Source organism: uncultured Clostridium sp., assembly GCF_900547735.1.
Lineage (GTDB): Bacteria > Bacillota > Clostridia > Lachnospirales > Lachnospiraceae > Otoolea.
In genome coordinates, this window is record NZ_URHZ01000011.1 from 66,312 (window position 1) to 92,441 (window position 26,130).

Here is a 26,130-nt window from a genome sequence, read left to right on the forward strand (position 1 = left end):
TTATTTGCGTTATATAACATAAAAACAGCCTGCATACACAAGCTGTTTATCTTTCTTGAATATTCAGTTTTTATTTTTAAAACTCACTTCCGCAATTATTGCAATGCCACTCTTTCCCAGCCTTAGGTAATGCGAATATTCCAAATATAGCAGCCCTTGTTGCCTTCTTACTTATTGGAATCCTGTGAATCTTTGGTGAATGACAGATTGGACAGAGGGGCACATATTCATTTTGGGAACACGGTTCTAAGGATTCTGGTCTACGGGTGATGATCTGTTCGGCTGGTTCGCCACAGTCTTCGCAGTTAATTGTTTCATTGTCTTTTAGCACTACATAATCTTCACAAAATTCTTTGAATTTATCGTAATAACCTAGTTGATTACAGCCACAATTTTTGCAAGTAAGAAATACTCCACCAGGATCGTTTTCATCCAACTCGCCCGGCTTATCGATCTGATAAAAATACATACTCATTTATTTTCCTCCTTAAAATTCCGATCCGCAATTATCGCAATGCCACTCTTTCCCAGCCTTAGGTAATGCAAAGATTCCAAATATAGCAGCCCTTGTTACCTTCTTACTTATCGGAATCCTGTGAATCTTTGGTGAATGACAGATTGGACAGACGGGCACATATTCATTTTGAGAACACGGTTCTAAGGATTCTGGTCTACGGGTGATAATCTGTTCGGCTGGTTCGCCACAGTCTTCGCAGTTAATTGTTTCATTGTCTTTTAGCACTATATAATCTTCACAAAATTCTTTGAATTTATCGTAATAACATAATTGATTACAGCCACAATTTTTGCAAGTAAGAAATACTCCACCCGTATCATTTTCATCTAATTCGCCAGGCTTGTATATATCATAAAAATACATACTCATTTATTTTACCTCCTTATAATTTCTTAAAATTCGCTCCCACAATTATTGCAATTCCATTCTTTTCCTTCCGCTAGAACATATACCCGCAACTCTTACATTTAAACAGTTTACTCATATATGGTAACGAGAAGACACCTAATTGTTCTTAAAACTCTCTCTTACATCGGTTACATACCCGTTTTATTTTTCCGCTGCCTAAAAAGCCTGTAAGTAGACTGTAACCTCGGTTCATAAGTGTGTATTCTGTGCTAAAGCAATAAGGACAGCTGATAGGTGGCTCTTCCTGGGCCGGGGGGAATGCATCTGGGATGTAGGTGCGCAGAATTCGCTTCACTTCGTCTAATCCACCCGGATTACTTTCAGGCGGTGCTTTAAATTCCTTAATCAGGAAGACTTTATCCCCGTGTTTATCTAAATCTATCGGTTCATCATCCAATAGTGTTGTTTTCCCGTTATTACTTTTAAAACCATAATACCACCACGTAATCCAATCAGAATGCTCATCCGTTATATTCGGCTCACCATCTCCACTTAAATTAGCCCCACATACCAAACAATTATTTTCACTACTTTTTGCTTTTAATTAATCTTCATCAAAAATTGTATTGCATGATGGACATACGATTCTTCTTCCCATTACGATTCCTCCCTGAATTCTTATTATTTACCTCTTAAAATTCCCGTTTGCACCGATTGCAAATTCTTTTAACTTTTCCGCTTCCTATAAAGCCGGTAAGTAGACCGTAACCTCGGTTCATAAGTGTATATTCTGTACTAGAGCAGTACGGGCACCTGACAGGTGGCTTTTCCTGAGCCGGTGGGAATGCATCGGGAATATAGGTGCGTAGAATTTCTTTCGCCTTATCCGATCCATTAACGTCCCTCGGCGGGGCTTTAAATTCTTTTACCACTTCAAATTGTTCCGGATGGTAAGGCTGTTTATCCCACAGAGACAAACCTCCAAACTCCGTATCTTTTAAATACCACCACGTAATCCAATCGGAATGCTCATCCGTAACATTCGGCTCACCATCTTCACTTAAATTAGCCCCACATACTAAACAATTATTTTCACTACTTTTGGCTTTCAATAAATCTTCATCAAAAATTGTATTGCATGATGGACATACAATTTTTCTTCCCATTACGATTCCTCCCCAAATCCTACTATTTACCTCTTAAAATTCCCGTTTGCACCGATTACAAACTCTTTTAACTTTTCCGCTTCCTATAAATCCGGTAAGTAGACCGTAACCTCGGTTCATAAGTGTGTATTCTGTGCTAAAGCAATAAGGGCAGCTGATTGGTGGCTCTGCCTGGGCCGGGGCAAATGCATCAGGGATGTAAGTGCGGAGGATTTCTTTCGCTTTATCTGAGCCATTAGCATCTCTAGGCGGTGCTTTAAATTCCTTAATAAGGAAGAATTTATCCCCGTGTTTATCTAAATCTATCGGTTCATCTTTTAATATTGTTGTTTTCCCGTTATTACTTTTAAAACCATAATACCACCACGTAATCCAATCCGGATGCTCATCCGTAACATTCGGCTCACCGTCTCCACTCAAATTAGCCCCGCATACTAAACAATTATTTTCACTACTTTTTGCTTTTAATAAATCTTCATCAAAAATTGTATTGCATGATGGACATACAATTTTTCTTCCCATTACGATTCCTCCCTGAATCCTTATTATTTACCTCTTAAAATTCCCGTTTACACCGATTACAAACTCTTTTAACTTTTCCGCTTCCCAAAAAGCCGGTAAGTAGACCATAGCCTCGGTTCATAAGTGTGTATTCTGTGCTAAAGCAATAAGGGCAGCTGATAGGTGGCTCTTCCTGGGCCGGGGCGAATGCATCGGGGATATAGGTGCGGAGAATTCTCTTTACCTCATCCAGATCGCCTGGATTAACCTCAGGCGGAGCTTTGAATTCCTTAACTACTTCATAATTCTCCGGATGGTAAGGCTGTTTATCCCATAGAGACAAACTATTATATTTTTTACTTCTTAAATACCACCACGTAACCCATCCCGGATGCTCATCCTCTCCACTCTGGACATCATCTCCGCTTAAATCAGCACCACATACCGGACATATAGTTGCGTCACCTAATATTTCCTCTTTAAAAATTGTTCCACATGATTCACAAATTATTTTTCTTCCCATTATATCGCCCCTCTTAATTTACTGTTTATGAGTGACAATTCAAACAATTATCCTCACTTCATCCGTCATACCTGATTTTATCTCTGGTTTCTGCGAACCCACATTCTTATTCTATATCGTACCATATTTTACTATTTATATCTATGTTTTATACCCTGTTTACGATAATGCAGGTACTCCAAAGGTTACTGTTCACAGGTAGTATTCCGCGAGGTGTTTTTTGTGAGTGGAGCGCAGCGAAAGTCACAGAAAACCCGAGGGTTGCAGCGCGAAACGGCGTTTTTTGCCGTTTCTGTGCATCGCGCAGCGTGTTACTGGGCACGGAGTGAACAGTAACCTGCAAAGCAGCAAAGCCGGTAATTATTTTTCATCGGAATTTTTGGCGATATGCCTTTGATTTAATTACAAAGATATTTTTCTAATTTTTCAAAAAGATAGTCATAAAGATCGAGCTTTCCATTTCGGAATTTTGATAACACTGTTATACAGATTCCCGTCTCCTGCGCAATAAATAACTGTTTTTCTCTCTTCAGTCTCTCGTTATAGAGATTTCTTAATTCTTCCTGAGTCATCATATCCTCCTTTCCTTTTCATATGAATCTTTTTATTCCAAAAGCTCCCCCAACGCTCTCCCAACCATGCATAACCATGGCAATAAGTTCCCTTCACCTTCCCTCCATAGGCAGAGATTGAAAAGCCTTATTTTTCAGCGCTTTCCCCATTTTTTCGTGGACTTTTTTCCGTTTTTTTAAAGCAATTTAAAAATTTATTTTTATCTTTGTCATATAATGTAATCAGCAAGTCATCTCTTAAATATTCGTTTCCCGATTTAAAAGCAAACTCCAGTAAAGCATACATTGTGTCCGATGTTATCGTGATGTTTTTTATCCTGTCCATCAAAATATTAAATTCGTTCATACGCTCGTCATAATATGTTTCGTTCGCACCATCGAGTTTACCAACTATTTCACTGTATTCATTTACTAAATCTATCATTTTTTTGCACTGTTTTCTGTCTGAATTCGCTTTATTCCCTCTATTTTCAAAAATGGGTTTCACTCCATATACACTTTCTTTATATGTTTTTGTATTTGTCTCCTTATAGACTCTCCTATCCAGAATATCCTTATCAAGAATGCAGTACAAAATGTCCATCGGGCAATTAAAAAATTCAACTTCCTCCTCTTTTATGTTCAATTTTTTCTTTTTCTTTTTATTATTATACTTTTGAACTTCCGCGTAAAAAACGGGATATTTCCTGTACCGCTCCATACATTGCATTTTATTGAGTCTCAATAGTTCTGAACCGATATTTATTTTATAACTTTTTTTTGCCGAATCGATGGCTACTTGGGCCAGCACACTGCAAATAATAAATATGTCTTCCAGTTCACGGTTATTGCAGCCCTCATCAAAATAATAACTCAAAGCTAACTGCGCGATATTGCTTGCGACCCCCACATGATATTGTGCAGACGATATGGCAGAATCCATTTTTGCATAAGAAAGCATACTTTTATCGTATTCACCAGTGGAATCGGGATGGATACTATTTATAATCGTAGGATATTCTATGTATGCTTTTTTAGCTAATGTAACCATTTCCTCCTGATTTGTTACAAAAATACTGTCACTGTCCAAATCCTGTCCGTTCAATCTGCACTGGACATCCGTTTTGATCCCATTAATTACAATTACACTGTTTCCTAAATTCGGAAAATATCTTATCAATCTGGGAGGATATACATTTATCAAGTGTATAATATTGTTCGGAGAATTGTGCGGAGAGCGAAAACCCGCCATTCTTTCATTCTCCTCAAACCGGGAAGTATAGCATTGTATCCCTTCCCTAAGCTGGTTAAAACATGTTTCATCGATGAAATTTTGTCCTGTAACCTTCATAAGCATGGCAACCGGATTTCCACATATCGTCAGGTTATCTCCCACTTGTAATAACTTTCCTAATTTCAGCCTTTTCTTGAATTCACTTATTCTTTTATCTTTTTTACATTTAAAATACTCCATAAACCGAAATTCGTCGTTCCACCGGTACAAGGCGCCCAATACGTTATAGATGCTGTATTTTGCAGTGCCTTCCATTTCCAGATAATCAACAAAAAAATCATCGTCGAGTTTAAGCCTGTTACAAAACTCCGTGCTTACTTCCGCAATTTTTCTAAGGACATTCTCATCCTTTGTCAGTAATGTATTGTTTATCTGAAAGGAAACTCTCTGTAACCTTCCATATTTACTGCTGTGTCCCGTTTTTACAACAGCAAACATTTCTCCATCTTTTTTCATGAACTTTTCATAATAGCGGAAAGCCTCAGCGGCATCCCCCGTTTTGCTCATCAGATCGATAAATTTGAACCACTTCAAGGAGTTCTCTGTTATAATCACCTTAATATCTGTTATTTTTATCTTGCGTCCCAACATGTCTGTCGCATATGCAGTATCGTAACCGCGGCCGTAGTAGTCTCTAAAATATTCCTGGACATTTCCCCTAAAAAGGCACGATTTAAAGAAATGGCTTCTACAGTAAATAAAACCGTTTTTATCATCAGGAAAAACTGATTCATCTATTAATCCCATTCCGTCCCATAAAATATTCGTCATTTCTGTTTGTTCGTTGTCCCTTTCAACATAACATTCATTTTTGTAATGCGGTATGGCTTGTACGGGACATTGTCCGATGGGGATTCCATGCTCTGTAAGAGCGCGGTCCGTCTGTTTTATCATAGTCAAATTCGGATTCTTTTTAGCCTTTTTACTATAAAATGTATAACCCAGGAGATTAATATCATTTTCAAAGGCGGTATAATCTTTTTTATATTTTATACGCTCCGTTTCTCTTATTTTAACTGATACTGCCTTCTTTTGTACCGAAACCTCCTGATCTTTAACTACAAAAATGTTTTTTAAAGGAATGTGTATAAAGTCAATTGCTGTGGCGGTAATTAACGGCGCATAGGCTGACATTTCAACAATCTTTGCGCCTTTTTTATCCGGTATTTTATTCCATAACCCCATGGTAATATAGTTTAACGTCTTTGCATACAATTCATCTCTGATAAAAATGCACTGTCCTTCTTTTGCTTTGCCCGGATTTCTCATAAGCATGCGATATAACACGAATAATTCCTCCGTATTTCCGCCCGTCTCAGAATGATAAGTAATCCAGGGAATCATTGCTCCATTTTGGTAATAATGTGCTCTTAACTCCTGTGCCGTTTTCGCGGATTTTATTTCATCCGGATCTGAAGCATCCACATCGACTCCCCAATCAAATTTCATTACAACAAAATCCCGGCTAAATCCTTTCTTATTTACAGTTACACCATGTTTGAAAACAAACAGGGAAAATAAACTGCCGTTTATAACCGCATTTCCAAAATCAATGTAAGGTTCTTTATACTCTAATATATAATTATCATTCTCTTTTTTCCTTTTAGCAGGAAATTTATATCCATTGTTATATCGGTATAAACTTGCCGCCTGGACACTTTTTATACGGATTGCACCATTCTCTTTTCTTTGCACTTTGATAATCGTCCTCCTGTTTTTATCTATATTACTTATTTCTCCATTCAAAAAGGATTTCTTGTAAAATAAGCAAGGAGTCAATTACAATACAAAAAAACCACCCCTCAAAGAGAAGTGGTTGGCTAAATATTATCTGTTCAGCAACATTACGGCTCATGTATCTTTATGTCTATCTTCCGCATGGTACGGTATTAATCACATGTCCCGGCTCTTTCCCATCCGCAAAATCAACAATATCCTTCACCAGCATCGGAATAATCGTTTCCCCTATATCGGCCGTTCCTCCGCCCACATGGGGAGTCACCACAATATTGGGGTTTTCAAGCAGTTCATGTCCCTGGGGCAGGGGTTCCTGCTCTACGCAGTCCAGTCCGGCTCCCCTAAGTTTCCCGCATGCGACGGCCGCGGCAAGAGCGCGGTCGTCTACCAGGCCGCCCCTGGCGGCATTGATCAGGATCGCCCCGTCCTTCATCCGGGCAATCTCCTCTCCGCCTATCATATGGTGGTTACCGTCCGTCAGAGGAATATGGAGGCTTATAATATCGGACGTCTCAAGCAGAGTATCAAAGGAAACATATTTCATCCTGTACTCTTCTTCCATCTCCGGGGAGAGACGGAAGGTATCGTAATACTGCACCTCCACTCCAAAACTCTGTACCCTTTTCGCCACCTGGCGGCCGATATTGCCGCCGCCAACAATACCCACCAGCTTGTGATTCAGGGAAACGGAATCATTGATAAATGTATTCTTGCTCCAGTTTCCTCTGCCCAGACTTTCCGTATGGCACAGTAATTTTCTGCCTACGGCCAGCATCAGAAGGACGCTCAGCTCCGATACGGCCGCCGCATTTGCTCCCGGCGTGTTGGTGACGAGCACTCCATGCTCTGCCGCTGCCCCGGTGTCCACCGAATCGTAGCCGGCTCCCCAGCGCATAATCATTTTTAAATTCCTGTTTCTTTCAATCACCTCTCTCGGAGCTTTAAAAACTCGCAGTATCATAATTTCCGCGTCTGTCATTGTTTTGTAGGCCTCCTCCGTGTCTACCCGGATTACCTCAAACCGTTCCTCCGGAAGAGCCTTACGGACCGCCTCATATGTATTTGCGGGATAATTTCCCGCAAGAACTACCTTTATCATATCATTCTCCTGTTTCATATACTTCCATCCTATTTCCCGGTTATCTCATGTCCTGTGTCAGCGTATCGGCAATCTCTGCCATGAGAGCTTCCGACGGCTTCTTTTTATCAATTGCGGACACCTTTACAATCAACTGGTACAGGTTCACCTGTTTTTCCTCCGCCACTTTCCTGAACTGCTTTACATAGCTGGAATGGCAGCCCGAAAATCCGAGGGTTAGATCCAGAGGCGTTACGGGATTGTGGTAATTGTACGGCTCCATGGCAGGCTGCAGGCGCTTTTCAATAAAATCCAGCATTCCATAGAGATCAATTTCTTCCATTTGTCCACAGCGCTGCATCATCGCCGTGCAAATCTCCGTAGCGAGATTTCCGGCGCTCCTCGCCATTCCCATCAGACCGCAGTCCAATATTGCCGCTCCGTTCTGGTAAGCCGCCATTGCATTCGCCGCCGAAAGCCCCAAATTGTTGTGGCCGTGAAACGCCACAGGAATTGATACGGCGTCTGCCAGCTTTTCCGTATAAACGGCCACTTCATCCGGCAGCATCGTACCGGCCGAATCCATAATCGTAATCTCGTCCAGACCTGCCGCCTCCAGCTTTTTGCCCTCTTCCGCCAGCTCCGTGGGGCTTAAAAGGTATGCTTTCATGGAAGAATAGAACGCTTTTAAATTGTTTTTCTTGATATCTTTTATTGCCTGAAGGGAAATATCGGCATCTCCTGCATCCGCTCCGACCCGCAGAAAGGAAAGTCCTTTCTCCGCCGCCAGTACCACGTTCTTTTCACGGTAGCGGTTTGCATTTAAAAACATGCCCAGTTCCGAAGAACGCTCTTTATATTTTTCCGCAATGTCCAGATATTCCTGATCTGTCAATGCATCCGTAAACCCGGCTACCTCATAGGCTCCGATTCCTCCGGCGTTCCCAAATTCGATAATCGGAACATGACAGGCCGTCAGGCCGTCCAGAACCATGTCTGTTATTTCTGCCGAAAACCCTTTTCCCACTACATTTGCTCCATCTCTGAGCGTACAGTCCATTAATTTAATCTTCATTTTAAACCTCCCTGAATATGATTACTGAATATGACTACTGAATACAATTTCTGAATACATTTTATAAACAATTTCTGAATACATTTTCAAAATATAATTTCTGAATTAATCCAACTTCCTTTTTTCCCGTCTCCTTAAATCCGTCTCCTCTTTTTGTCAAACAGGATAATTCCTACAACGGCAAATCCAATCATAAGCGCTGCTCCCACGCCCATGGTCAGGGAGATTCCGGTCATTAACCAGACCGGGGCAAAACCTACAAAGGAATCTTTCCAGCAGGTCAGTGTCGTATAAACGCCATGGGTGTCTCCCGCCGAGGAACAGGAATCCGGATCCACAGCCCGCACCAGCGCCAGACCGGTGGAAGTGTTGCCGGTAGCGGCTCCGAACGCCATCATTGCTTTTTCAAACCACTCATGCTTGCAGAACCTGTTTGCCGTGATAAGAATAATCGGAACGGTCAGGAGGCAAAGGGTAAAAGTATAGATTAAAATTGGAACTATGTAGGTAGAAATAAACTCCACGTCCAGTGTCGCCATAGCCGTAAACACCACAATTTCCAGTAAAAAGCCACTGAGCAGTTTGATGGTCTTTAAATCTACATACCGGTCCCATTTAAAGATTTTCAGAATCTGCCATAAAACGGCTCCTCCGATTACACCGTGCAGCACGCTGGGAAGCGTACCAATGAATCCCCAGTAACGTCCTGTAATCTCAAACAGCCTTTGCCCCAGAAACAGCGCCGCAAGCAGCCAGCTGGCCTGAAGCGCCAGGTGATTAATGCTGATTCCCGTCGTTACCGTCTGGCCGGAAGGCTTTCTGTTTTCCTCGGGAAGAACTCCGCCGTAGAACCAGGCCGGCTGTTTCTTTGGCTCTTTTACATAGCTGGCCCAGCCTTTTCTGACGCCGTAGTTCACCAGAATCATTCCGACCAGCATTGAAACGATGAGGCCGAAGGTAGACAGAACCATTCCGACCGCCATATTTCCTTCTATTCCCAGCGATTCAAAGGTTGCGGCGGCAGCGCTTGCCGTCCCATGGCCGCCATGAAAGGAAAACACTCCCATAATTCCCCAGCCCTTCGGCAATCCGGGCCATATTTTAGACAGCAGGTATCCCAGCCCCGTTCCCACGCACATCTGCATTCCATATGCCGTCATAGGCACACAAATATAATCCAGATAGGAGCCGATACGATCCCGGTTGAAGTTTACACCAAACACCAGAGACGCCATCACAATATCGATTAAAACGTTTGGAACCTTTGCATAAGTTTCCGGCACCGGAACCACATTCAGAATCTGCGGCCCCAGTATCAGGATCACCAGCCCTCCAATCAGTGACGACGGTAAAAATAATTTTTGCAGCGGTTTGACATACTCCCTGATAAAAAATCCCAGTAACATGAACACCGCCAGCAGAAGCATGTCATTACAAAATGTCCGAACAGTCATTGTGTTTCTCTCCTTTTCTCTTTGCTTAACTGGATCGTATCACGTTATACAAACAATGTCTAACAGCATAATTTTAAGTTTTTCCCAATATTTCTATTGTGGTTACTGTCCTGTTTTTTCTATTCCCTTTTATTCCAAACGTCAAAAGCCCCGCTGCCTGATGACAGCGGGGCTGATGCAAATACAGGCCTGTCCGATACGTGAAACAAGATTTCTCTTTAATATATCTCTTTAATGTATCTCTCCAATCAATAAATTTACACCGGAGCTCTATATACCGTTTCCCCTTCCAGAACCGTCAGGGACGGACAGAGCATTTCCGAACCGGTCACCGTGTCGCCCAGGACATCGGTAAACATAAATTCACCTTTTCTTCTCTCAAATACAGACAGGTTCGCCTTCGCGCCTTCCTTAAGGCAGCCGATTTCCCCCTTCATCCCCATCAGTTCTGCCGGAAATGATGCGCAGCAGGCCGTCACCTGAGGCAGGGTCATCCCAAGCGCCATAAAACGCGACATCAGATAAGGGAGGGAAAAGGCCGGTTCATAGAGAAACGTATTTCTGGTGAAATCCCCTGAAATCAAATCCGGAAGGAGTCCCAGTTCCATTGCCTTTCTGGCGGTTTCATGGCCAAAATGGCCCTTTCCGCATGCCGATTCCAGTATGATCCCCTTTTTCCTGGCCCTGATCATTTCACCGGACACACTGCCATTTTCCAGTATTCCCTTTTGCGGTGTGAACACGTGACAGAAAATGTCCCCTGGCCGCAGAATATCGATCAGTTCGGACAGCGATCCCTGGAAATCGGGCATATGGACTGAAAGTGAAAGCCCGCATGCATTTGCCGTCTCCACAGCACCGCGCAGGGCATCGAAGCTGGTTGTATCGCTCTGTTTTGCAATCTCGCTGCTGATCCGTATCTTCAGACCAATAATTTGATCCCGGTGCGAATCACACATTTTCAAAATCCTGCTTTTATCAAAGTAGGCCGGGTTAATGTTCTCGTTGTGGCTTCCCAGACAGCTTAAGCCTTCGGACGCCACGTTTAAGTACATTCTGCAGTTTCTCCGCTCCCGCTCCGTGAGGCTTTCCAGAAACGCTTCAAAATTGGATACTCCGGCGCTTCCCGCATCCACGGCTCCGGTTACTCCGGTGGACAGATAGGACGAGGCGTGAAGCGAGGTCAGGGTTCCTCCCGCATAAAAATGGGCATGGAAGTCAATCAGTCCCGGCAGCACCGCCCTTCCCGAAACATCTATCTCATGCAGTCCCCCCTCCCCGATGGAAGGAGCGATTTTTTCAATCCTGCCGTCCTTCACGCCAATATCTTCCGAAACCCCGTCAAGGCCGTTTTCCGGATCGGTCAGAAGACCGTTTCTCAAAATCAAATCATACATCTCATATATCCCCCTTACCTGATATTTTCCTGACTTGCTGCTATTTTGAAAATTTCACACGCTACCAGATGAACTGAGAAAATATCACCAGAGCTGCCCCAATGACCGCCCACAGCATGACAATCTTAAAGGCGAATTTAAACCACTGGGTAAAGTCCACATTGACCACGCCGATAACGCTCATTACCGCTCCCGACCATGGAAGGATGTGAGTAAGAAATCCGTCTCCAAAATTGAATGCCAGAATAGCCGTCTGCCTGGACAGGTCGATAATATCGGCAACCGGGGTCATAATTGGCATCGTCACCACAACCTGACCGCTGCCCGATACGATTACAAAGTTTACCAGAATCTGGGCCAGATACATGCCGAGGCTCTGCAGAGACGCCGGCAGAAATTGAAGTGTTCCGGCTATATAATACACACAGGAATCCATAATTTTACCGTCTGTCAGTATTTTTGAAATTGCCGAAGCCATTCCAATCAGAATCAAAGGGAATACAACTCCCTTGGCCCCGTTAATAAACTCTTTAATAACCGTATCGGCCTTCATTCCCGAGCAGGCCGCCACGATAAATAATACCCAGATAAATACCGCCGACTGATTGTTGACGCCCCAGCCGAGCCGGATAGAACCGTACATCACCGCGATATAACCTCCGATGACGGTAAGAAGTATCAGCACATGTCTGAAATTCAGCGATGCCCTGCCGCTCAAATCAATTGCTTCCGCATTCTCCCGCAGTTCCAGTTCATATGTATAGCTGACCGTCCGATCCCGTTTTACCCGCTCCGCATAGCGCATAATGTAGATGCAGGTTGGAACCAGCAGCACCGCCATGCAGAAAAACCGGTAGCCCGCTCCGGAGTACAAAGGAAGTTCCGCTATCACATCGGCAATTCCCGTCGTCTGAGGATTCAACGCACCGCAGCTAAAGCCGATGCCGCCTCCCAGGATAACCGTCGCCACACCGGTCATGGCGTCAAATCCAACGCCCCTCATCAGTAAAACCGCAATCGGCGTAAATCCAATCAGCGTATTGATGCCCTGGGTCGTGCAAAGCAGGGAAAAGAGAATTGTCAGGATCGGAATAATCAGCTTCTCCTTGCCCTGAAGTTTCCTGGCCACCGTCATCGTAAGTCCGTCAAACGTCTCGGTTGCAATTACAACCTGGAACACACCCGAGATAATCATTACGAAAAAAATGGTTGCCGCCATGCTGTTCATTCCCATGACCAGATAAGACGGTATCATAAAAAGATTGACCGGATGCTGCGCAATAAAAGAAAACTCCTCCGGTATCACGACCGTGTTTCCCGCCGCATTCTGAATCCTTGAATACTCTCCCGCCGGGATTATCCATGTCATCACTACCGCTGTCACGCACAGCGCCAGTATTATAATAAAAATATTAGGCATCTTAAATAGCTTCTTCTGTTTTTTCTGCTTCATCGCAGTCCCCTCCTGATATTTGTTTCTGCCGGTACTTGCTTCTCCTGGCATCACTTCTCCTGATATCACTTCTCCTGATATCACTTCTCCTGATGTTCATTTCTTAAGCTTCCGTTCTATCCCATTCGATAGATAGCGGTTGTTTTATCGCCCTCAATTTCCATGCATTTAGATTGATTTCCCCGATAAGCATATGGTATCATAGTAAATATACCAATTACAAACAGTATAAAATTGTTATTTTGACAAGAAGATTGTTGTGTTAAACAGGAGGACGTCGATGAATTTAAAGAGTCTGGAATACTTTCTGATCGCGGCGGAAGAAGTGAATTTTACAAAAGCCGCCGAACGGCTTTTTATCTCACAGCAGGCCCTGAGCGGACATATTAAACGGCTGGAGGAGGAATACAATGTGGAACTTTTCTGCCGCCGCCCATCGCTCCATCTGACGCCGGCCGGGGACAGCATGGTATTCTATGCCCGTCAGTTTCTAAATACACATGCCCGAATGGAGGCCGACTTTGCCGATCTCTCCTCCAATTATAAAGGCCATTTTTCCATCGGCCTGTCGAGACTCCGCTGCCAGGTCTTCTTCCCGAAAATCTGGGAGGAATTTCACCGCCTGCATCCCAATATTGATATTTCAATTGCGGACGGCGCCTCACAAACCTATGCGGAGCTTTTACAGAAAGGGGATATTGATCTGTATGTGGGACTTAATATCGCGGCAAGGCCAAATGTCACCCTGCTCCCACTGGCCAAGGACCGCCTGTTTTGCTGCATCCCTTATTCGCTGATACAAAAGCACTGTCCCGAACATCCGGAGGCGGCGGCAGACTCGCTGCGGCAGGGCGTCGACCTGCTCCAGATTGCTCATCTGCCTTTTATCATGCTGGCCTCAGGAAACCGGCTGCGCAGGAATATTGATGCATTTTTTCTCTCCAACCAGATACATCCCCACATTATCATGGAGAGCAACCACCAGGATTTGATTTACCGGATGTCGAGAGACGGCTACGGGGTCGGAATTATCTCCCCCTTTCTGATCTATCAGACGGAGCGGCTTGGTAATCCCGATAAAGAGTCCCTGATTACCTGCCCCATTCTGAATGAGATGCCGGAGAATCTGATCTGCCTGGCCCACAGAAACGACTACCCGCTTCCCCGATATGCAGAAGATTTCATTACAATCACACAGAAAATATTCGCGGATTACTCAAGCTCCATCGCCCCTGCGGAGAACCGTTAAATAACATGACACAGCATAATATACAGTACATTCAGGAGGTACATAAATGAGATGTCCGAAATGCGGAAATGAGAATTGTCAGATCACAACAGAAGTAACTTCATCGGGAAAGGATTTTTCGGCAGGAAAAGGATGCTGCGGCGCTCTGCTGCTCGGGCCGATTGGAATCCTCTGCGGCGCCTGCGGAAAAGGCAAACAGATTAATTCCACCACGTTCTGGGTCTGCCCACACTGCGGAAAGAAGTTCCGGGCATGAATTTGAATCAGGATCGGCTTTGGGTCAATTCAATGCAGTGGTGTAAAAAATACTGCGGCTGCCACCAGATGCCCGAGCGCAGTTTTTTCCTGGGTAATTACCAGTTTCCCCTGTGCGCCAGGTGCACGGGCATTGCCCTGGGCCATATTGCCGCAATCGCAGCAGCGCCGTTTTACACTTTTAAATATGCTGTCTCACTTTTCATGCTTCCTATGGCCGTTGACGGGACCCTGCAGTATTTTACCTCTTACCGGTCGAATAATTTAAAACGGGTTATAACCGGGTTCTTTTACGGGTTTGCTTTTACATCCGTTGTATTCCGGACTGTGAAACTGTTTATGCGGTTTCCTGGCCAAACACGCACGGAATAAGCTATGCCGTTACTGTCTCTGCCCGAAAAACACATCCGGCTAACCGCTTACGAACAGTTAAATCTATTTCCGCAGAGATATTTTACCGGTCCTTAGGAGGCGGTCAGCCGTGAATATCAATTTTTTCTGTGTTTTATGATGCGGTATGCCTGCTGCGCTATTATATTCTGGTCTAATAGTTCTATTGTGCTTAAGAGCGGTCCCTTTATGTCCGATTCCCGCAATTTCCCCGTGCCAACCTTCTCCGGCCCGTCCTCCCAGCCTTCCATTTATTAAAATTCTATAAACATCATAAACCACTGTAACCGGCATATCTTTAAATTGGAAGAATAAAGTAAGGAAACCATTAGCTTCCTTAAATTTTATTAACCTTTTCTAAATCCCCTTGAAGTCGTCCAGAGAGTGTGCTATAATCAGTCAAAGTTGAAAGACTTGTTAAAAAAGTGTTAATATTCCTAAAAAAATTCCAATACTATGGAAGGTGATTTTATGAAGAATTTCCTAAAGAAGTATGGGCACCTTTGGATACTTGGATATGGTTTTATTTATTTGCCATGGTTCATATACCTTGAGAAGACCATTACAAAGCATTACCACATCATGCATTCCGTGGTGGATGATTATATCCCGTTCAATGAATATTTTATCATCCCTTACTTCCTGTGGTTTGCGTATGTGGCCATTACCATCGCCTATTTCTTTTTTGTTAACAAAGAAGATTATTACCGGCTCTGTATCTTTTTATTTACGGGCATGACTCTCAGCCTTTTAATCTGCACCCTCTTCCCGAACGGAACCGATTTCAGGCCTGTGATAGACCCGAACAAGAACGTGTTCTCCAAGATGGTTGCAATGCTCTACCAGGCCGATACATGTACCAATGTATTTCCGAGCGTACACGTTTACAACTCTATCGGAACACATATTGCAATTATGAAGAGTGAAAGCCTGAAGAAATACAAAGCGGTACGGGTACTGTCCTTCGTCCTGATGGTTTCCATCTGTATGGCCACCGTGTTCTTAAAACAGCACTCCATCATCGATGTGGTCGGCGCGGTTCTCCTGTGCGGAGCGATTTATCCTCTGGCCTATGCAGGCAGCAGTGCGGAAGAGACAAGACCGGAATTCATACGTTAATATCGAACAATCGTAAAGCAAAAACCCTCGGCGGGAATGATTCCGCCGGGGGTTTTATAATTGATTCACATTGTTAAAATTCGCAGACCACGTTACGCCGGCAGAACCGCGCACTTCAGCGGACTCTGGGCGGTAACGTACTTCCATTAATTAAATCCATAGAACTTCTGTGTGATCTTATAGCAGGCAATCGACACCTTTCTGCCGCTCTTGCCGGGCAGGTTTGTGCCCTGGCCGAGAAAGCCCCAGCGGAGCCTGATGTAAAGTCCCAGGTTCTTCTGTTTCAGATACTGCCACAGCTCTTTTTTCTTTGCCAGGTTCTCCTCCGTTTCGGAACGGATGGCCAGAATCGAAGAAACCGTCATCATAATCTCCAGATAGCGGATCATGTATCTGCGGAGTTTCCTGTTGGTCATCTTCATCACATCATAATATCCAAGCATCAGCTTTGTCACGCGGATCTGCTGATCCAGGCGGCCGATCATAACCGATTCATTCACCGACTGGTCTTCTCTTCCGATAAAATACCGGTAGAAGTTGACATCCAGATAATACATGGATTTTACATGCGGCAGCGGCTGGTACACAAATATGTTGTCCACATAGAATGTATGCTTCGGAAGCTCCAGGCCGCACTCACGCAGCATCTCCGTGCGGTAGATAACGGAATGCATCAGGATATACTGTCCCAGCATGAACATCTTTACCCCGCTCCAGTCTATCAGTTCTTCCTTTGGAATAGCGGTCCTGTAGTTCATGACCTTCTTCCGCTTCACTCCCTGCTTTTCATATACAAAGTTTGTAATCAGCATATCGAGGGTGATATTGTCATGGCAGAACTTGCGCAGGGTTTTTAAAACCTCGCGGTAAGCCTCCTCATTGACCCAGTCATCGCTGTCCACCACCTTGAAAAAAACACCGGAGGCATTTCTCAGGCCGGCGTTAACCGCTTCACCGTGTCCGCCGTTCTCCTGATGGATGGCATGGCAGATCCCCGGGTAACGCCTCTCATATTCGTCCGCAATCTCCGCAGTATCATCCTTCGTGGAACCGTCGTCTACAATCAGGATCTCCACCTCGTCTCCGCCCGGAAGGAGCGACTCGATGCAGTGCCTCATATAGGCAGCGGAATTATAGCAGGGGATTGCAACTGATAAAAGTTTCAATGGTCTTTACCTCCATTATTTTTTCTGTATGTTTAATTGGTTACAGCAGGTTTTTCTTCCTGAAAAAACGGATTTCCAGGATAATGACAGCGGCGCTGAGCGCTGCCACTGCCGGATAACCATATTTCCACGCCAGTTCCGGCATGTTGGAAAAATTCATTCCATACCAGCCCACGATCAGGGTTAAAGGCAGGAATATCGTAGTTACCACCGTCAGAAGGTTCATCGAACGGTTCAGAGCAATATCAATCTGTGACTGGTACATCTCACGGATTTGCAGGATATATTCCCGCAGCATTGAGACATGGTCTCCCAGACGCTCCACACGGTGGGCAAAAATAGCAAAAGATTCCTTTTCCTCCATCCCGAAGAGCAGGTTTGTATTCGACCGGAAGACATCTGCCATATCGGCAAGCTGAGTCAGAAACGACTGCAGATGAAGCATGTCTTTCCGGCAGCGGATAATCTTCTCATAAAAATTCTTCTGGAGGCTTTTTGTCATCTTATCTTCCATGACAATCAGCTTCTCCTCATACTCCTGAAGAAAGATGGCGTCCCCCTCGATCAGGCTGTTTAAAAACCCGGTAAAGAATACGGACATGCCGCCCTGTTCGCCGTACTCCACCGCTTTCAGCCTTTCCAGGATTGATTTCACATGCTCCGTGCCGTCCTCAACAAAAATGAGCCTGTCCTTTACCATGTGGAATCCGAAATTCTCTTTCTTACCCGGAAGATTTTTGATATTGGGTGTTGAAAAAGTTCCTAAAATACAGCCGCCGAAGATCTCCGCCTTAGAATACTGGATATGTTCAATCTGTTTCAAAAACAGTTTCTTATAAGGAATCGGTTCTTTGCTCAGACCGAGTTCTTCCGATGTCATCATTTCGATGCGGATATCTTCCGGGCCGTATTCTTCTCCCTCTTTCAAAACAGCCAGGCGGCCATTCAGGCGGTAACGAATCATGCCATCTGCTCCATCTCTGCATTTACCTGATCCTCACAGGAGCGCATCGCCAGAATTGTCTGATCCAGCAGACGGTCAAGTTCCCATCCAAGCTGGTCCGCGCCTCTGGATATCACGTCCCTGGAACAGCCCGCAGCAAATTTTTTATCTTTAAACTTCTTCTTTAAGCTGGAAAGCTCCATATCTTTTGAACTTTTGGAGGGGCGCATTCTGGCCGCCGCGCCGATTAAGCCGGTTAATTCATCGGAGGCAAAGAGAACCTTCTCCATCTCGTGTTCCGGCGCCGTATCGACGCGGAGACCGTAGCCGTGGCTGACAACAGCATGAATCAGCTCCTCCTCGGCTCCTCCCTCCCTCAAAAGCTCCGGAGCTTTTTCACAGTGCTCTTCCGGATATAATTCAAAGTCAATATCATGAAGGAGGCCGACAATTCCCCAGAAATCAGCATCCCCGCCGTATCCCAGTTCTTCTGCGTACCAGCGCATAACACCCTCTACCGTCAAAGCGTGAAGAATGTGAAATGGTTCCTTATTATATTTCTTCAATAATTCCAGTGCCTGTTCCCTGCTAAGTGAAGTTTTCATTTCTTTTTCCTCTCTTGAATCTTTTTCCCCTGCATTCCTGCCGGACCCTGCAGGAGTAATTTGTCTTACCTATAGTTATATCAAAATCCTTTTGCAAAATAAAGCATCTTTTCTTACAATTTAAAATAAAATCCTTTACCTTTTTATGGAGACGGTAAAATTCTGCAAACTAATGTATTCACCGGTGCCTTGTAAATGGTGAAAAAACGTTTTATGTACAGGCCGCTGCGGCCGGTTAAAGGGTAATCTTGCCGATACATTTTTCAATGCACCACTTTAAGTCTATCTTTTCCGCAGTGTCCGACGCATAGATCGGATAACTTGCAACCAACTCGCCTCCCACATAGTAAGATGCGCTGCCGACCGGAGTCCCGGCTTCCACCGGAGCCGTCCGTTCTTTCGGATATTCATAGCGGATGTCCGGCGTCTCATCTTTCCTCATCAGGACTTTCAGGGTCTGCTCCGCTTCTCCCAGGCACATGGACAAAGGGACCTCATCTTTCTTGCCGTCTATAATCTTTAACGAGGGAAAGGTCTTATTCTTTTCAAATATTTCATAATAATCATAATTCTCAAAGGCATAGCCGGCCAGTTTTCTCATATCATCCCATTTATACGTCTTGTGGGGAGGCCAGCCGCAGCCGAGCAGGGCCACCGTAAACTCTCTTCCATCCTTCTTAAGCGCGCCGACATAGCAATATCCGGCGTTTCCGGTGAATCCCGTCTTTCCCGACAGCGCTTCCGGCATCATCGAAAGCAATGCATTGTGGTTTCCAAGATAAAAGGAACGTTTCCCGCTCTCATCGGTAATTGTCCGCGACGCGGTTCTCGTAATTTCCAGGAATTCTGCGCTCTTTGGGGACTGTTCCACGCAGTAGCGCATAATCCTCGCCAGATCGGCGGCGGTCGTGGAGTGAGGCTCTCCGTCCTCTTTCCTGGTTCCGTCCAGGCCGTTGGGCGTCACAAAGCAGGTGTCCGTACAGCCGATATCACGGGCCTTCTGGTTCATTATCTTTGCAAAGCCGTCCACCGTGCCGCCTATATGCTCCGCTATCGCTACCGCCGTGTCATTATGGGATTCAAGCATCAGGGAATAAAGTAAATCCCCCAGGCGGTATTTCTCACCCGCTTTTATATTGAGCTGGACATCCGGCATGGAGGCAGCGTAAGAGCTCACCTCGACCATATCATCCAGATTTCCCTGTTCCAAAGCCAGAATACACGTCATGATTTTTGTCGTGCTGGCCATCGGCCTCTTCTCGGCTTCCTCTTTTCCATATAAAATGCGCCCTGTGGCGGCGTCCATGAGCACTGCCGACTGGGCGCACAATTTCGGCTGGGATATCGGACCGGGTTCCGCCTCCCCGGTGGTTTCCTGCTCCGTCCCCTGCACAGTTTCCTGCCGTGTTTCCACTCCTGTCTCGGCTGCCTGGCAAAATACCGCCGCTTTCCGGTCTGTCCCTAAAATTACGAGAAACAGCCCCAGAAATACGGCGGCAGCAATTTTCTTTATTCTATCTCTCATCCCCGCTCTCCCGAAAATCTCCTCAGGAAAACTATATGCGGATAAAAAATCATTTATTCCAGCGGCTCATTAAGCTTTTCCGTTCCCGGCAGCACAAAGCGTCCCCCCGCGATAACAGGTGTTACGGTTCCGTCTGCGTGAACCGCTTCAATACGGTCCAGCTCAGAGTAAGGAATTGTAATATCCGTATGGCAGTTGAAATAGGCCTCGGCCGGATCTTCACTCCTGCGTACGGAAATCTCATTTTCTTTTGCCACAATTTCTTTCCCGTCCGGGTTGTACATCGGGCAGTCTTCCATCCAACTGTAGCACGTATCTCCTACTGCAAAATGCGGTCCCATCTTCTCAGCGATCAGAATCGGGAATTTATCGAGAATCTGGTATTTTTGTGCGACAGCATAAGCAGTCGTATTGGTTCCGATGGCAAATTCACCCATCGGCAGGCTGTCGTGATTCTTCATGATAGCCTGTTTCACCAGCGCTTTTCCTTCTTTCTCATCCGCAAAGTTGGCACAGCCGTAATTGGTAACCTTTCCATCTTTAAATTCCATATAGAGGTCTTTAAACTGGTAATCGCCAATGTAGACACAGCCTACAAAAAGTGTACCTTCCGTCCCTGACAGTACAGGGGATGTGAAGACCTCTCCCACCGGAATATTCACGTCGGCCACACAATTCTCAAATTTTGTCTCTTTATCCGGATTGGAAAGCTTACGGAGATTGATCCTTAAGTCGGTCCTGTTCTCTCCCATGCCGTAAACACGGACATATTCCGCCTGATCAAGGGCATCTATAATCAACTGCTGGATATCCCGGTAAAGCTCGTAGTCAAGTGTATTAATCCTGATGGTTTCCTCAAAAATCGCCTCAAAATCCCTGCCGATTTCCGGCAGTGGGAATGCGATAATGGTAAAGCTGGTCTCCATTCCAGGCACATAGGTGTCTGTAATCTGCATTGATTCATTGGAATAGGCGAGAAGCAGCTTTTCCTGTTTCTCATTCAGAGCAAACGCTTCTTTTTTATTTTCAGGTGTAAAGCCTTCTTCACCGAAGGTCTCCACAACAGCCGGTCCCGCATATCCTCTTGCCAAAGTCTTATATTCTTCATATGCCACCTTGAGGACAGACAGCTTTCTTTCCTTAAACGCCTTGTCCAGATAAATGGCGCTGTCATAGCGGTGGTCGTAATCATACTGTCTGTTGGCAGGCGTTGCAAAGTAACCGTTCGTCCTCGTGGCGGCGCGGTTAATCGTTCCCACGGCTGCCCTGCTGATGACCGGCTCCAGCCCCATAGTTCTGAAGTTCTCCACGGCCATGCGGATCATCCGCTCAAATCCAATGTGATACCGGATCTGCACCGTCTTCTTTCCTTTGTATTCGCGGCCGCTTGCCACAAATCCTTTTCTCAGTCCCTCGGTATAGGTATCTGCCATCTTTCTGACGGTCTCCTCCGGAAGAGAATTTAAAAATGAAGCCACCTTAATCTCGGATTCCGAGATATATTCCCCAAACAGGTAAAGATATCTGAGGTCGGAGAGGTCACTGTCCATGATAATGGATTTTGCAAAATCCAGGGAAGGATCCAGTGTTTCACGCACCCTGTAGGTCAGCATTATATCGCAGTAATCACTGACAAAATAGTAGAGAATCTCTTTCAGTTCCTTAAGCTCCGGTGTCTCACCTTCAAACAGGTTGTATGCCTCGATAAAAACTTCTTCCAGGATTGTCATATCCACCAGCCTGCTTTCAAAGGCGTATACGATCATTCCCCGAATCTCCGTGTACAAAAACGACAGATACTGCCCTAAGTCCTGACCCAGGCGTTCCACTGCATAAGCAGGGTTCGCATAGCTCTCACCGTACTGTCCCGGCAATACATCCTCATAAAGCCTGTGGTTCAGCGCCGCCATTTCCTTCAGGCTCAGTTTTTCAAGTTCTCCTCTGTTCTGCATGACGAAAACATCCTCAATCATCAGAATAAATTCCGCTGTTCTTCTAAAATAATCCCTGTACGGTTCCTCCACCGTCTCCTCACCTGCAAACTGCCCGATTCTCTCCAGGGCCAGTTCATGGCGTTCTTCCACCGCCTCATTCTCTTCTCTGAACATTTCCCAATACTTCATCTTGATCACCTCTTAAATCCTATCAGTAATATTACAAAACACAGAATTACCATAGCCGCCGCAGCCACCGTCCCTATCTTTGCCAGGATATAATTCTTCTCCGGTTCCTTAAAGGAACGGTATCCATAGCGCAGCGACACAACGGAAAACAAAACGCCTGAAAAACAGGCGGCCACAGCTCCCAGCGGCGTATCCCCCTGGCTTCTGACACTGACAACCATCCCTGCCACACAGAGCGCCACCCCTACAGCCGCAGATATTAAACATATAAAACTGTTCTCCGCCATCGGCTTCTTGATATATGAAATTCTGTTATCTGTCTGACGCGCCACTTGCCATCCTCCTGATTCCTCTTACAATACAGACACAGATATAGCCTGCAATTCCTCCTAATGTATTTAGAAACATATCATCCACATCAAAACTTCCCACCTTAAACACAAGCTGAATCGTCTCAATGCCAAAGCTCATAAGAAAACTCAGCAGAAACGTATTGTACCATTTCTTTCCCCTGCGGCTGATAATCGGCAGGATAAAGCCAAAAGGCATGAAACAGATGACATTGCCCACCGTGTTCAGTAGGAAGGCCCGCATTCCAAGAAGTTCTCTGTATCTGTAAAATCGTTTGATTTCCTTAAATAAAACGAGATTATAGGCATATTCTTCATGCCCCGAACGGCCAAACCCATCCGAAAAAAACATAAAATATGTCAGCACCACCAGATAGCAGATAAACAGTATCCAGCATATCTTCTGGTGCATTTTTGTATTTTTAATCATATATTCCCCATCTATCGGCCATAGCATTCTGGTTCTGTAACCTGCTGCTGCCATCAATAAACAACTGCCCTGACGGACAGCGCCTGAGCTTTCCATTTCATATTATCCGGGTGTGTCCCCGGCAGGCAAAAAAGAATACTGCAAAGGGCTCTGCTGTTCTTCGACAGGTTAATCCGTCTCTCCAGCAGAAGCCAGACCTCTGCAGCACTCGTAGTATTCCAGACAGCCTTAAAATGGGGGCTGCCGTTTCTCATTCGATACGGTGTAAGTCACATTAAAGAGTCCGCAAGCCGGACTCGCGAACCGGGCGCAGCCGAATAGCGGCATATTACTTCTTCGCGCGAGTGCGCATCCTATACGGACTCTCCGGTTTCACATTTAGAATGTTATCTCTGATTTGCGTTTCAACAGCACGGCACCGCTGATGATAGCCATCACTCCGGTCGCTACTCCGGCCGTGATAATCACACTGCCAATTACAATATTGATAATGCCCGTATTGCGCATCGTCTTATATACTTTCTCCATATCGGCCACTCCTTACATGTTGTTTTCTGATTCCGACTTTATTCGTTCCGTGCCTTTATTTCGCTCCGTACTGCTCGTAATATGCGTCAATTGCTGCTTTCAGCGCATCGTCAATCACTATCCTGCCCTGACACTCCCTGTTATATAAGTGCTCAACCACATCCGCCATGGAGACGATGGCGGCGGTAGGGAAGCCGTAAAGTTCTTTCACTTCCTCAAGGGCGCTCTTGTCCCCTTTACCTCTCTCCATACGGTTTAAGGAAACCATCAGTCCCTTTACTTCCACATCGGCCTGCGCCTTGATAATCGGGAATGTCTCCTCAATTGATTTTCCGGATGTGGTTACGTCTTCGATGATAACGACGCGGTCTCCGTCCTTCAGTTTACTTCCCAGAAGAATTCCGGTGTCTCCGTGATCCTTTGCTTCTTTTCTGTTGGAACAGTAACGGATATCTTTTCCGTAAAGCTCACTGATGGCCATGGTCGTAGCCACGCTGAGAGGAATTCCCTTATAGGCCGGTCCGAAAAGTACATCAAAATCGAGTCCATAGTTGTCATGGATAGCCTTTGCATAATATTCGCCCAGTCTGCGAAGCTGCGTTCCCGTCACATAGGCTCCCGCATTCATGAAAAACGGGGACTTCCTGCCGCTTTTTAATGTGAACTCTCCAAACTTGAGCACCTCGCTCTCCACCATGAATTCGATAAATTCCTGCTTGTACTGTTCCATCTTATCTTCTCCTTCTATATATTGCAGATTTCTCCGCACTTTTATTCTTAAATCTTGTCCGGATGCCCATTTTTCAATTATATACCGTTTATCGGCACCAAGACATTATTTTCCCTATTTTACCACAGCTAAGCCGGTTTTTCAATCTGCGCATATATAAAATTTGGAGTACCGGGATTCTCCGGCTTACTGTTCACCGGTAATATTCCATGAGGTGTTTTCACGAACAATCCGTGTGAAAGTCCCGGGATAAGCAGTCCGAAATGGAGCTTTTGCCATTTCTGTGCATCACGAAGTGTGTTATGGTTTACAGTCAGAATTCTGTGAGGTATTTTCATGCCATCTATTCACAAAATCCCAGGTTAAGAGACCTTACAGGCTGTCATAATATTTTTCCGCCTCTTCCCTGCTTAACAAAAAGCGTTTGGACAGCTTCTCTATAATCTGTTCCCGGCTCTTCCCTTCCTCCCGGTTGTCCAGGATAAGAGCTTTGATTCCCTGCTCAATCCCTTCTCTTATTCCTTCTCTTCTCTCTTCATCCAGTATGCTGCACATACTTTCCAATCCCTCCTTTTTCTCCTTTAGATATCTGACTTTTCTCACTATATTAGGAAAGGTATCTGTTTTATAGCCGCTGTCCGAATTCTTCATATAGTTATAGAAGCTCATCAATCTTTTCATCACCGCAGTGGCACTCCAGATTTGCATAAATCTCATGAACGCCGTTGTATAAGGTACTTCCGCTGCTCTCTAAAACTCTGCTCACACGGTAAAGTCCCCTGTTATGTGCAAGAAAATCCTTCTCCGTAATAAAAATCATGTAGATATCCGGCAGGGCATGATAGGGCACCCCCTTTTCCAGATAGCTCATATCAATGCTTGCCTGGTAATATCTTACTCTTTTCTGGTGATCGCCGTCATCCGACACCTGCATTTCAATATTAATCAGGCGCCCTTCCATATCCTCGGCCAGAATATCTAAAACTACGGAACGGTTTTCAATATTCCGGATTGAATACTGTGCCTTTACCTCCTTCACCGTAAATCCCGGATCGCAAAGTAGAATACGGATTGCCTCTTCACATGCTTCTCTATCCTCCAGTACCTTGCAGAAAAACACATCACTCGTCATGTTAAACCGACCGACTTTTCTCCGGCGTTCCTCATAGGACTGCGTCCGGCTGTCCAGGCTGCTCTCCGGCCTCTCTTTATTCATTTGTAACTCCTCTCTTTCATGACAGGAGATAACAATTCCACGTCTTTACAGCCACTGCCCAGTGATGTACGGGAACCGCATAAATGCTGATTTGAACTGAAAAGCCCCGGGATTCTCATATAAAAGCGAATGAAAACACCTGGCGGAATGCTTATCTCATGAACAGTTATGACAGGAGTTTCTTTGTCCTGCCATATGTTTTTGTCTGTTGAAATATGGCAGAATTTGCCGTTTGCAATGTATTGCAGAATTTAAAACCTGATGCCGTGATACCGACATCGACTTGTATGTTTCATTATAACCTTTTGCACGATGAATATCAAGATTTTTTCGTCCTTAGATGGGGATTTAGTTGAGGAATGAGAACGCCGCCGGGACGGTCGGGGTTCGGGATGGTGAGAGGGAGG

Annotated in this window: 26 protein-coding genes; 4 read left to right on the forward strand and 22 right to left on the reverse strand. The window is 45.1% G+C overall.

What is annotated here, in order from left to right:
• Positions 1-76 precede the first annotated feature (76 nt).
• The 11 genes from QZT18_RS05475 to QZT18_RS05525 all read right to left on the reverse strand — a co-directional run bounded on the left by QZT18_RS05475 (position 77) and on the right by QZT18_RS05525 (position 13,094).
• Entirely contained in the window at positions 77-475 is a 399-nt protein-coding gene (locus QZT18_RS05475) for a hypothetical protein (RefSeq protein WP_294145340.1), read from the reverse strand.
• Positions 476-487: 12 nt separating this feature from the next.
• Complete coding sequence (locus QZT18_RS05480) at positions 488-886, reverse strand: hypothetical protein (RefSeq protein ID WP_294145342.1); 399 nt, start codon at positions 884-886, stop codon at positions 488-490.
• Positions 887-1,557: 671 nt separating this feature from the next.
• Positions 1,558-2,031 (reverse strand): hypothetical protein, encoded by a 474-nt coding sequence (locus QZT18_RS05485; protein ID WP_294145344.1) that lies wholly within the window; start codon positions 2,029-2,031, stop codon positions 1,558-1,560.
• 33 nt (positions 2,032-2,064) lie between these two features.
• Positions 2,065-2,553, reverse strand: coding sequence for a hypothetical protein (locus QZT18_RS05490; RefSeq protein ID WP_294145346.1), 489 nt, complete (start codon positions 2,551-2,553; stop codon positions 2,065-2,067).
• A gap of 34 nt (positions 2,554-2,587) precedes the next feature.
• Entirely contained in the window at positions 2,588-3,055 is a 468-nt protein-coding gene (locus QZT18_RS05495; protein ID WP_294145348.1) for a hypothetical protein, read from the reverse strand.
• A 699-nt stretch (positions 3,056-3,754) separates the two neighbouring features.
• Positions 3,755-6,646 carry a hypothetical protein gene (locus tag QZT18_RS05500; RefSeq protein ID WP_294145350.1) on the reverse strand — a complete coding sequence of 964 codons (2,892 nt, stop codon included), beginning with the start codon at positions 6,644-6,646 and terminating at the stop codon, positions 3,755-3,757.
• Positions 6,647-6,767: 121 nt separating this feature from the next.
• Positions 6,768-7,754, reverse strand: a complete 987-nt coding sequence (locus QZT18_RS05505) for a 2-hydroxyacid dehydrogenase (protein WP_294145352.1) — start codon at positions 7,752-7,754, stop codon at positions 6,768-6,770.
• A 22-nt stretch (positions 7,755-7,776) separates the two neighbouring features.
• On the reverse strand, positions 7,777-8,790 hold the full coding sequence (locus tag QZT18_RS05510; RefSeq protein WP_294145354.1) for a 4-hydroxy-2-oxovalerate aldolase: 1,014 nt from the start codon (positions 8,788-8,790) through the stop codon (positions 7,777-7,779).
• A 134-nt stretch (positions 8,791-8,924) separates the two neighbouring features.
• The gene (locus QZT18_RS05515) at positions 8,925-10,244 is read right to left on the reverse strand and encodes a sodium/glutamate symporter (protein ID WP_294145357.1); all 1,320 of its coding nucleotides are present in this window, start codon (positions 10,242-10,244) and stop codon (positions 8,925-8,927) included.
• 257 nt (positions 10,245-10,501) lie between these two features.
• Positions 10,502-11,641, reverse strand: a complete 1,140-nt coding sequence (locus QZT18_RS05520; RefSeq protein WP_294145359.1) for a hypothetical protein — start codon at positions 11,639-11,641, stop codon at positions 10,502-10,504.
• 61 nt (positions 11,642-11,702) lie between these two features.
• Positions 11,703-13,094: a YfcC family protein gene (locus tag QZT18_RS05525; protein WP_294145362.1), complete on the reverse strand. Its 1,392-nt coding sequence runs from the start codon at positions 13,092-13,094 to the stop codon at positions 11,703-11,705.
• 280 nt (positions 13,095-13,374) lie between these two features.
• Between QZT18_RS05525 and QZT18_RS05530 the strand changes: the two genes are divergently transcribed.
• The 4 genes from QZT18_RS05530 to QZT18_RS05545 all read left to right on the forward strand — a co-directional run bounded on the left by QZT18_RS05530 (position 13,375) and on the right by QZT18_RS05545 (position 16,107).
• Positions 13,375-14,343: a LysR family transcriptional regulator gene (locus QZT18_RS05530; protein ID WP_294145364.1), complete on the forward strand. Its 969-nt coding sequence runs from the start codon at positions 13,375-13,377 to the stop codon at positions 14,341-14,343.
• A gap of 46 nt (positions 14,344-14,389) precedes the next feature.
• On the forward strand, positions 14,390-14,599 hold the full coding sequence (locus tag QZT18_RS05535) for a hypothetical protein (protein ID WP_125143513.1): 210 nt from the start codon (positions 14,390-14,392) through the stop codon (positions 14,597-14,599).
• On the forward strand, positions 14,596-14,970 hold the full coding sequence (locus tag QZT18_RS05540; RefSeq protein WP_294145368.1) for a DUF2085 domain-containing protein: 375 nt from the start codon (positions 14,596-14,598) through the stop codon (positions 14,968-14,970). The genes QZT18_RS05535 and QZT18_RS05540 overlap by 4 nt, the downstream gene beginning before the upstream one ends.
• Before the next feature lie 489 nt (positions 14,971-15,459).
• Positions 15,460-16,107 (forward strand): phosphatase PAP2 family protein, encoded by a 648-nt coding sequence (locus QZT18_RS05545; protein ID WP_294145369.1) that lies wholly within the window; start codon positions 15,460-15,462, stop codon positions 16,105-16,107.
• 146 nt (positions 16,108-16,253) lie between these two features.
• On the opposite strand, the gene QZT18_RS05550 is transcribed toward QZT18_RS05545, so the two are convergent.
• From QZT18_RS05550 to QZT18_RS05600, 11 genes are all read right to left on the reverse strand, one after another.
• Positions 16,254-17,273, reverse strand: coding sequence for a glycosyltransferase family 2 protein (locus QZT18_RS05550; RefSeq protein WP_294145371.1), 1,020 nt, complete (start codon positions 17,271-17,273; stop codon positions 16,254-16,256).
• Positions 17,274-17,313: 40 nt separating this feature from the next.
• On the reverse strand, positions 17,314-18,237 hold the full coding sequence (locus tag QZT18_RS05555) for a CorA family divalent cation transporter (protein WP_294145373.1): 924 nt from the start codon (positions 18,235-18,237) through the stop codon (positions 17,314-17,316).
• The gene (locus QZT18_RS05560) at positions 18,234-18,821 is read right to left on the reverse strand and encodes a hydrolase (RefSeq protein ID WP_294145375.1); all 588 of its coding nucleotides are present in this window, start codon (positions 18,819-18,821) and stop codon (positions 18,234-18,236) included. Before QZT18_RS05560 ends, QZT18_RS05555 begins: the two co-directional genes overlap by 4 nt.
• Positions 18,822-19,056: 235 nt before the next feature.
• Complete coding sequence (locus QZT18_RS05565; protein WP_294145378.1) at positions 19,057-20,346, reverse strand: D-alanyl-D-alanine carboxypeptidase family protein; 1,290 nt, start codon at positions 20,344-20,346, stop codon at positions 19,057-19,059.
• Between the two features lie 53 nt (positions 20,347-20,399).
• Positions 20,400-22,469 carry an aminopeptidase gene (locus tag QZT18_RS05570; RefSeq protein WP_294145380.1) on the reverse strand — a complete coding sequence of 690 codons (2,070 nt, stop codon included), beginning with the start codon at positions 22,467-22,469 and terminating at the stop codon, positions 20,400-20,402.
• Positions 22,470-22,474: 5 nt separating this feature from the next.
• The gene (locus QZT18_RS05575; RefSeq protein ID WP_294145382.1) at positions 22,475-22,801 is read right to left on the reverse strand and encodes a hypothetical protein; all 327 of its coding nucleotides are present in this window, start codon (positions 22,799-22,801) and stop codon (positions 22,475-22,477) included.
• Positions 22,782-23,249 carry a VanZ family protein gene (locus QZT18_RS05580; RefSeq protein ID WP_294145384.1) on the reverse strand — a complete coding sequence of 156 codons (468 nt, stop codon included), beginning with the start codon at positions 23,247-23,249 and terminating at the stop codon, positions 22,782-22,784. Before QZT18_RS05580 ends, QZT18_RS05575 begins: the two co-directional genes overlap by 20 nt.
• Positions 23,250-23,627: 378 nt before the next feature.
• The gene (locus QZT18_RS05585) at positions 23,628-23,777 is read right to left on the reverse strand and encodes a hypothetical protein (protein WP_294145386.1); all 150 of its coding nucleotides are present in this window, start codon (positions 23,775-23,777) and stop codon (positions 23,628-23,630) included.
• Between the two features lie 55 nt (positions 23,778-23,832).
• A complete protein-coding gene (gene pyrE / locus QZT18_RS05590) occupies positions 23,833-24,507 on the reverse strand; it encodes an orotate phosphoribosyltransferase (RefSeq protein WP_294145389.1) in 675 nt (224 codons plus the stop codon).
• Between the two features lie 372 nt (positions 24,508-24,879).
• Positions 24,880-25,062 (reverse strand): hypothetical protein, encoded by a 183-nt coding sequence (locus tag QZT18_RS05595; protein WP_294145393.1) that lies wholly within the window; start codon positions 25,060-25,062, stop codon positions 24,880-24,882.
• Between the two features lie 100 nt (positions 25,063-25,162).
• The gene (locus QZT18_RS05600) at positions 25,163-25,723 is read right to left on the reverse strand and encodes an Rpn family recombination-promoting nuclease/putative transposase (protein ID WP_294145395.1); all 561 of its coding nucleotides are present in this window, start codon (positions 25,721-25,723) and stop codon (positions 25,163-25,165) included.
• Positions 25,724-26,130 lie beyond the last annotated feature (407 nt).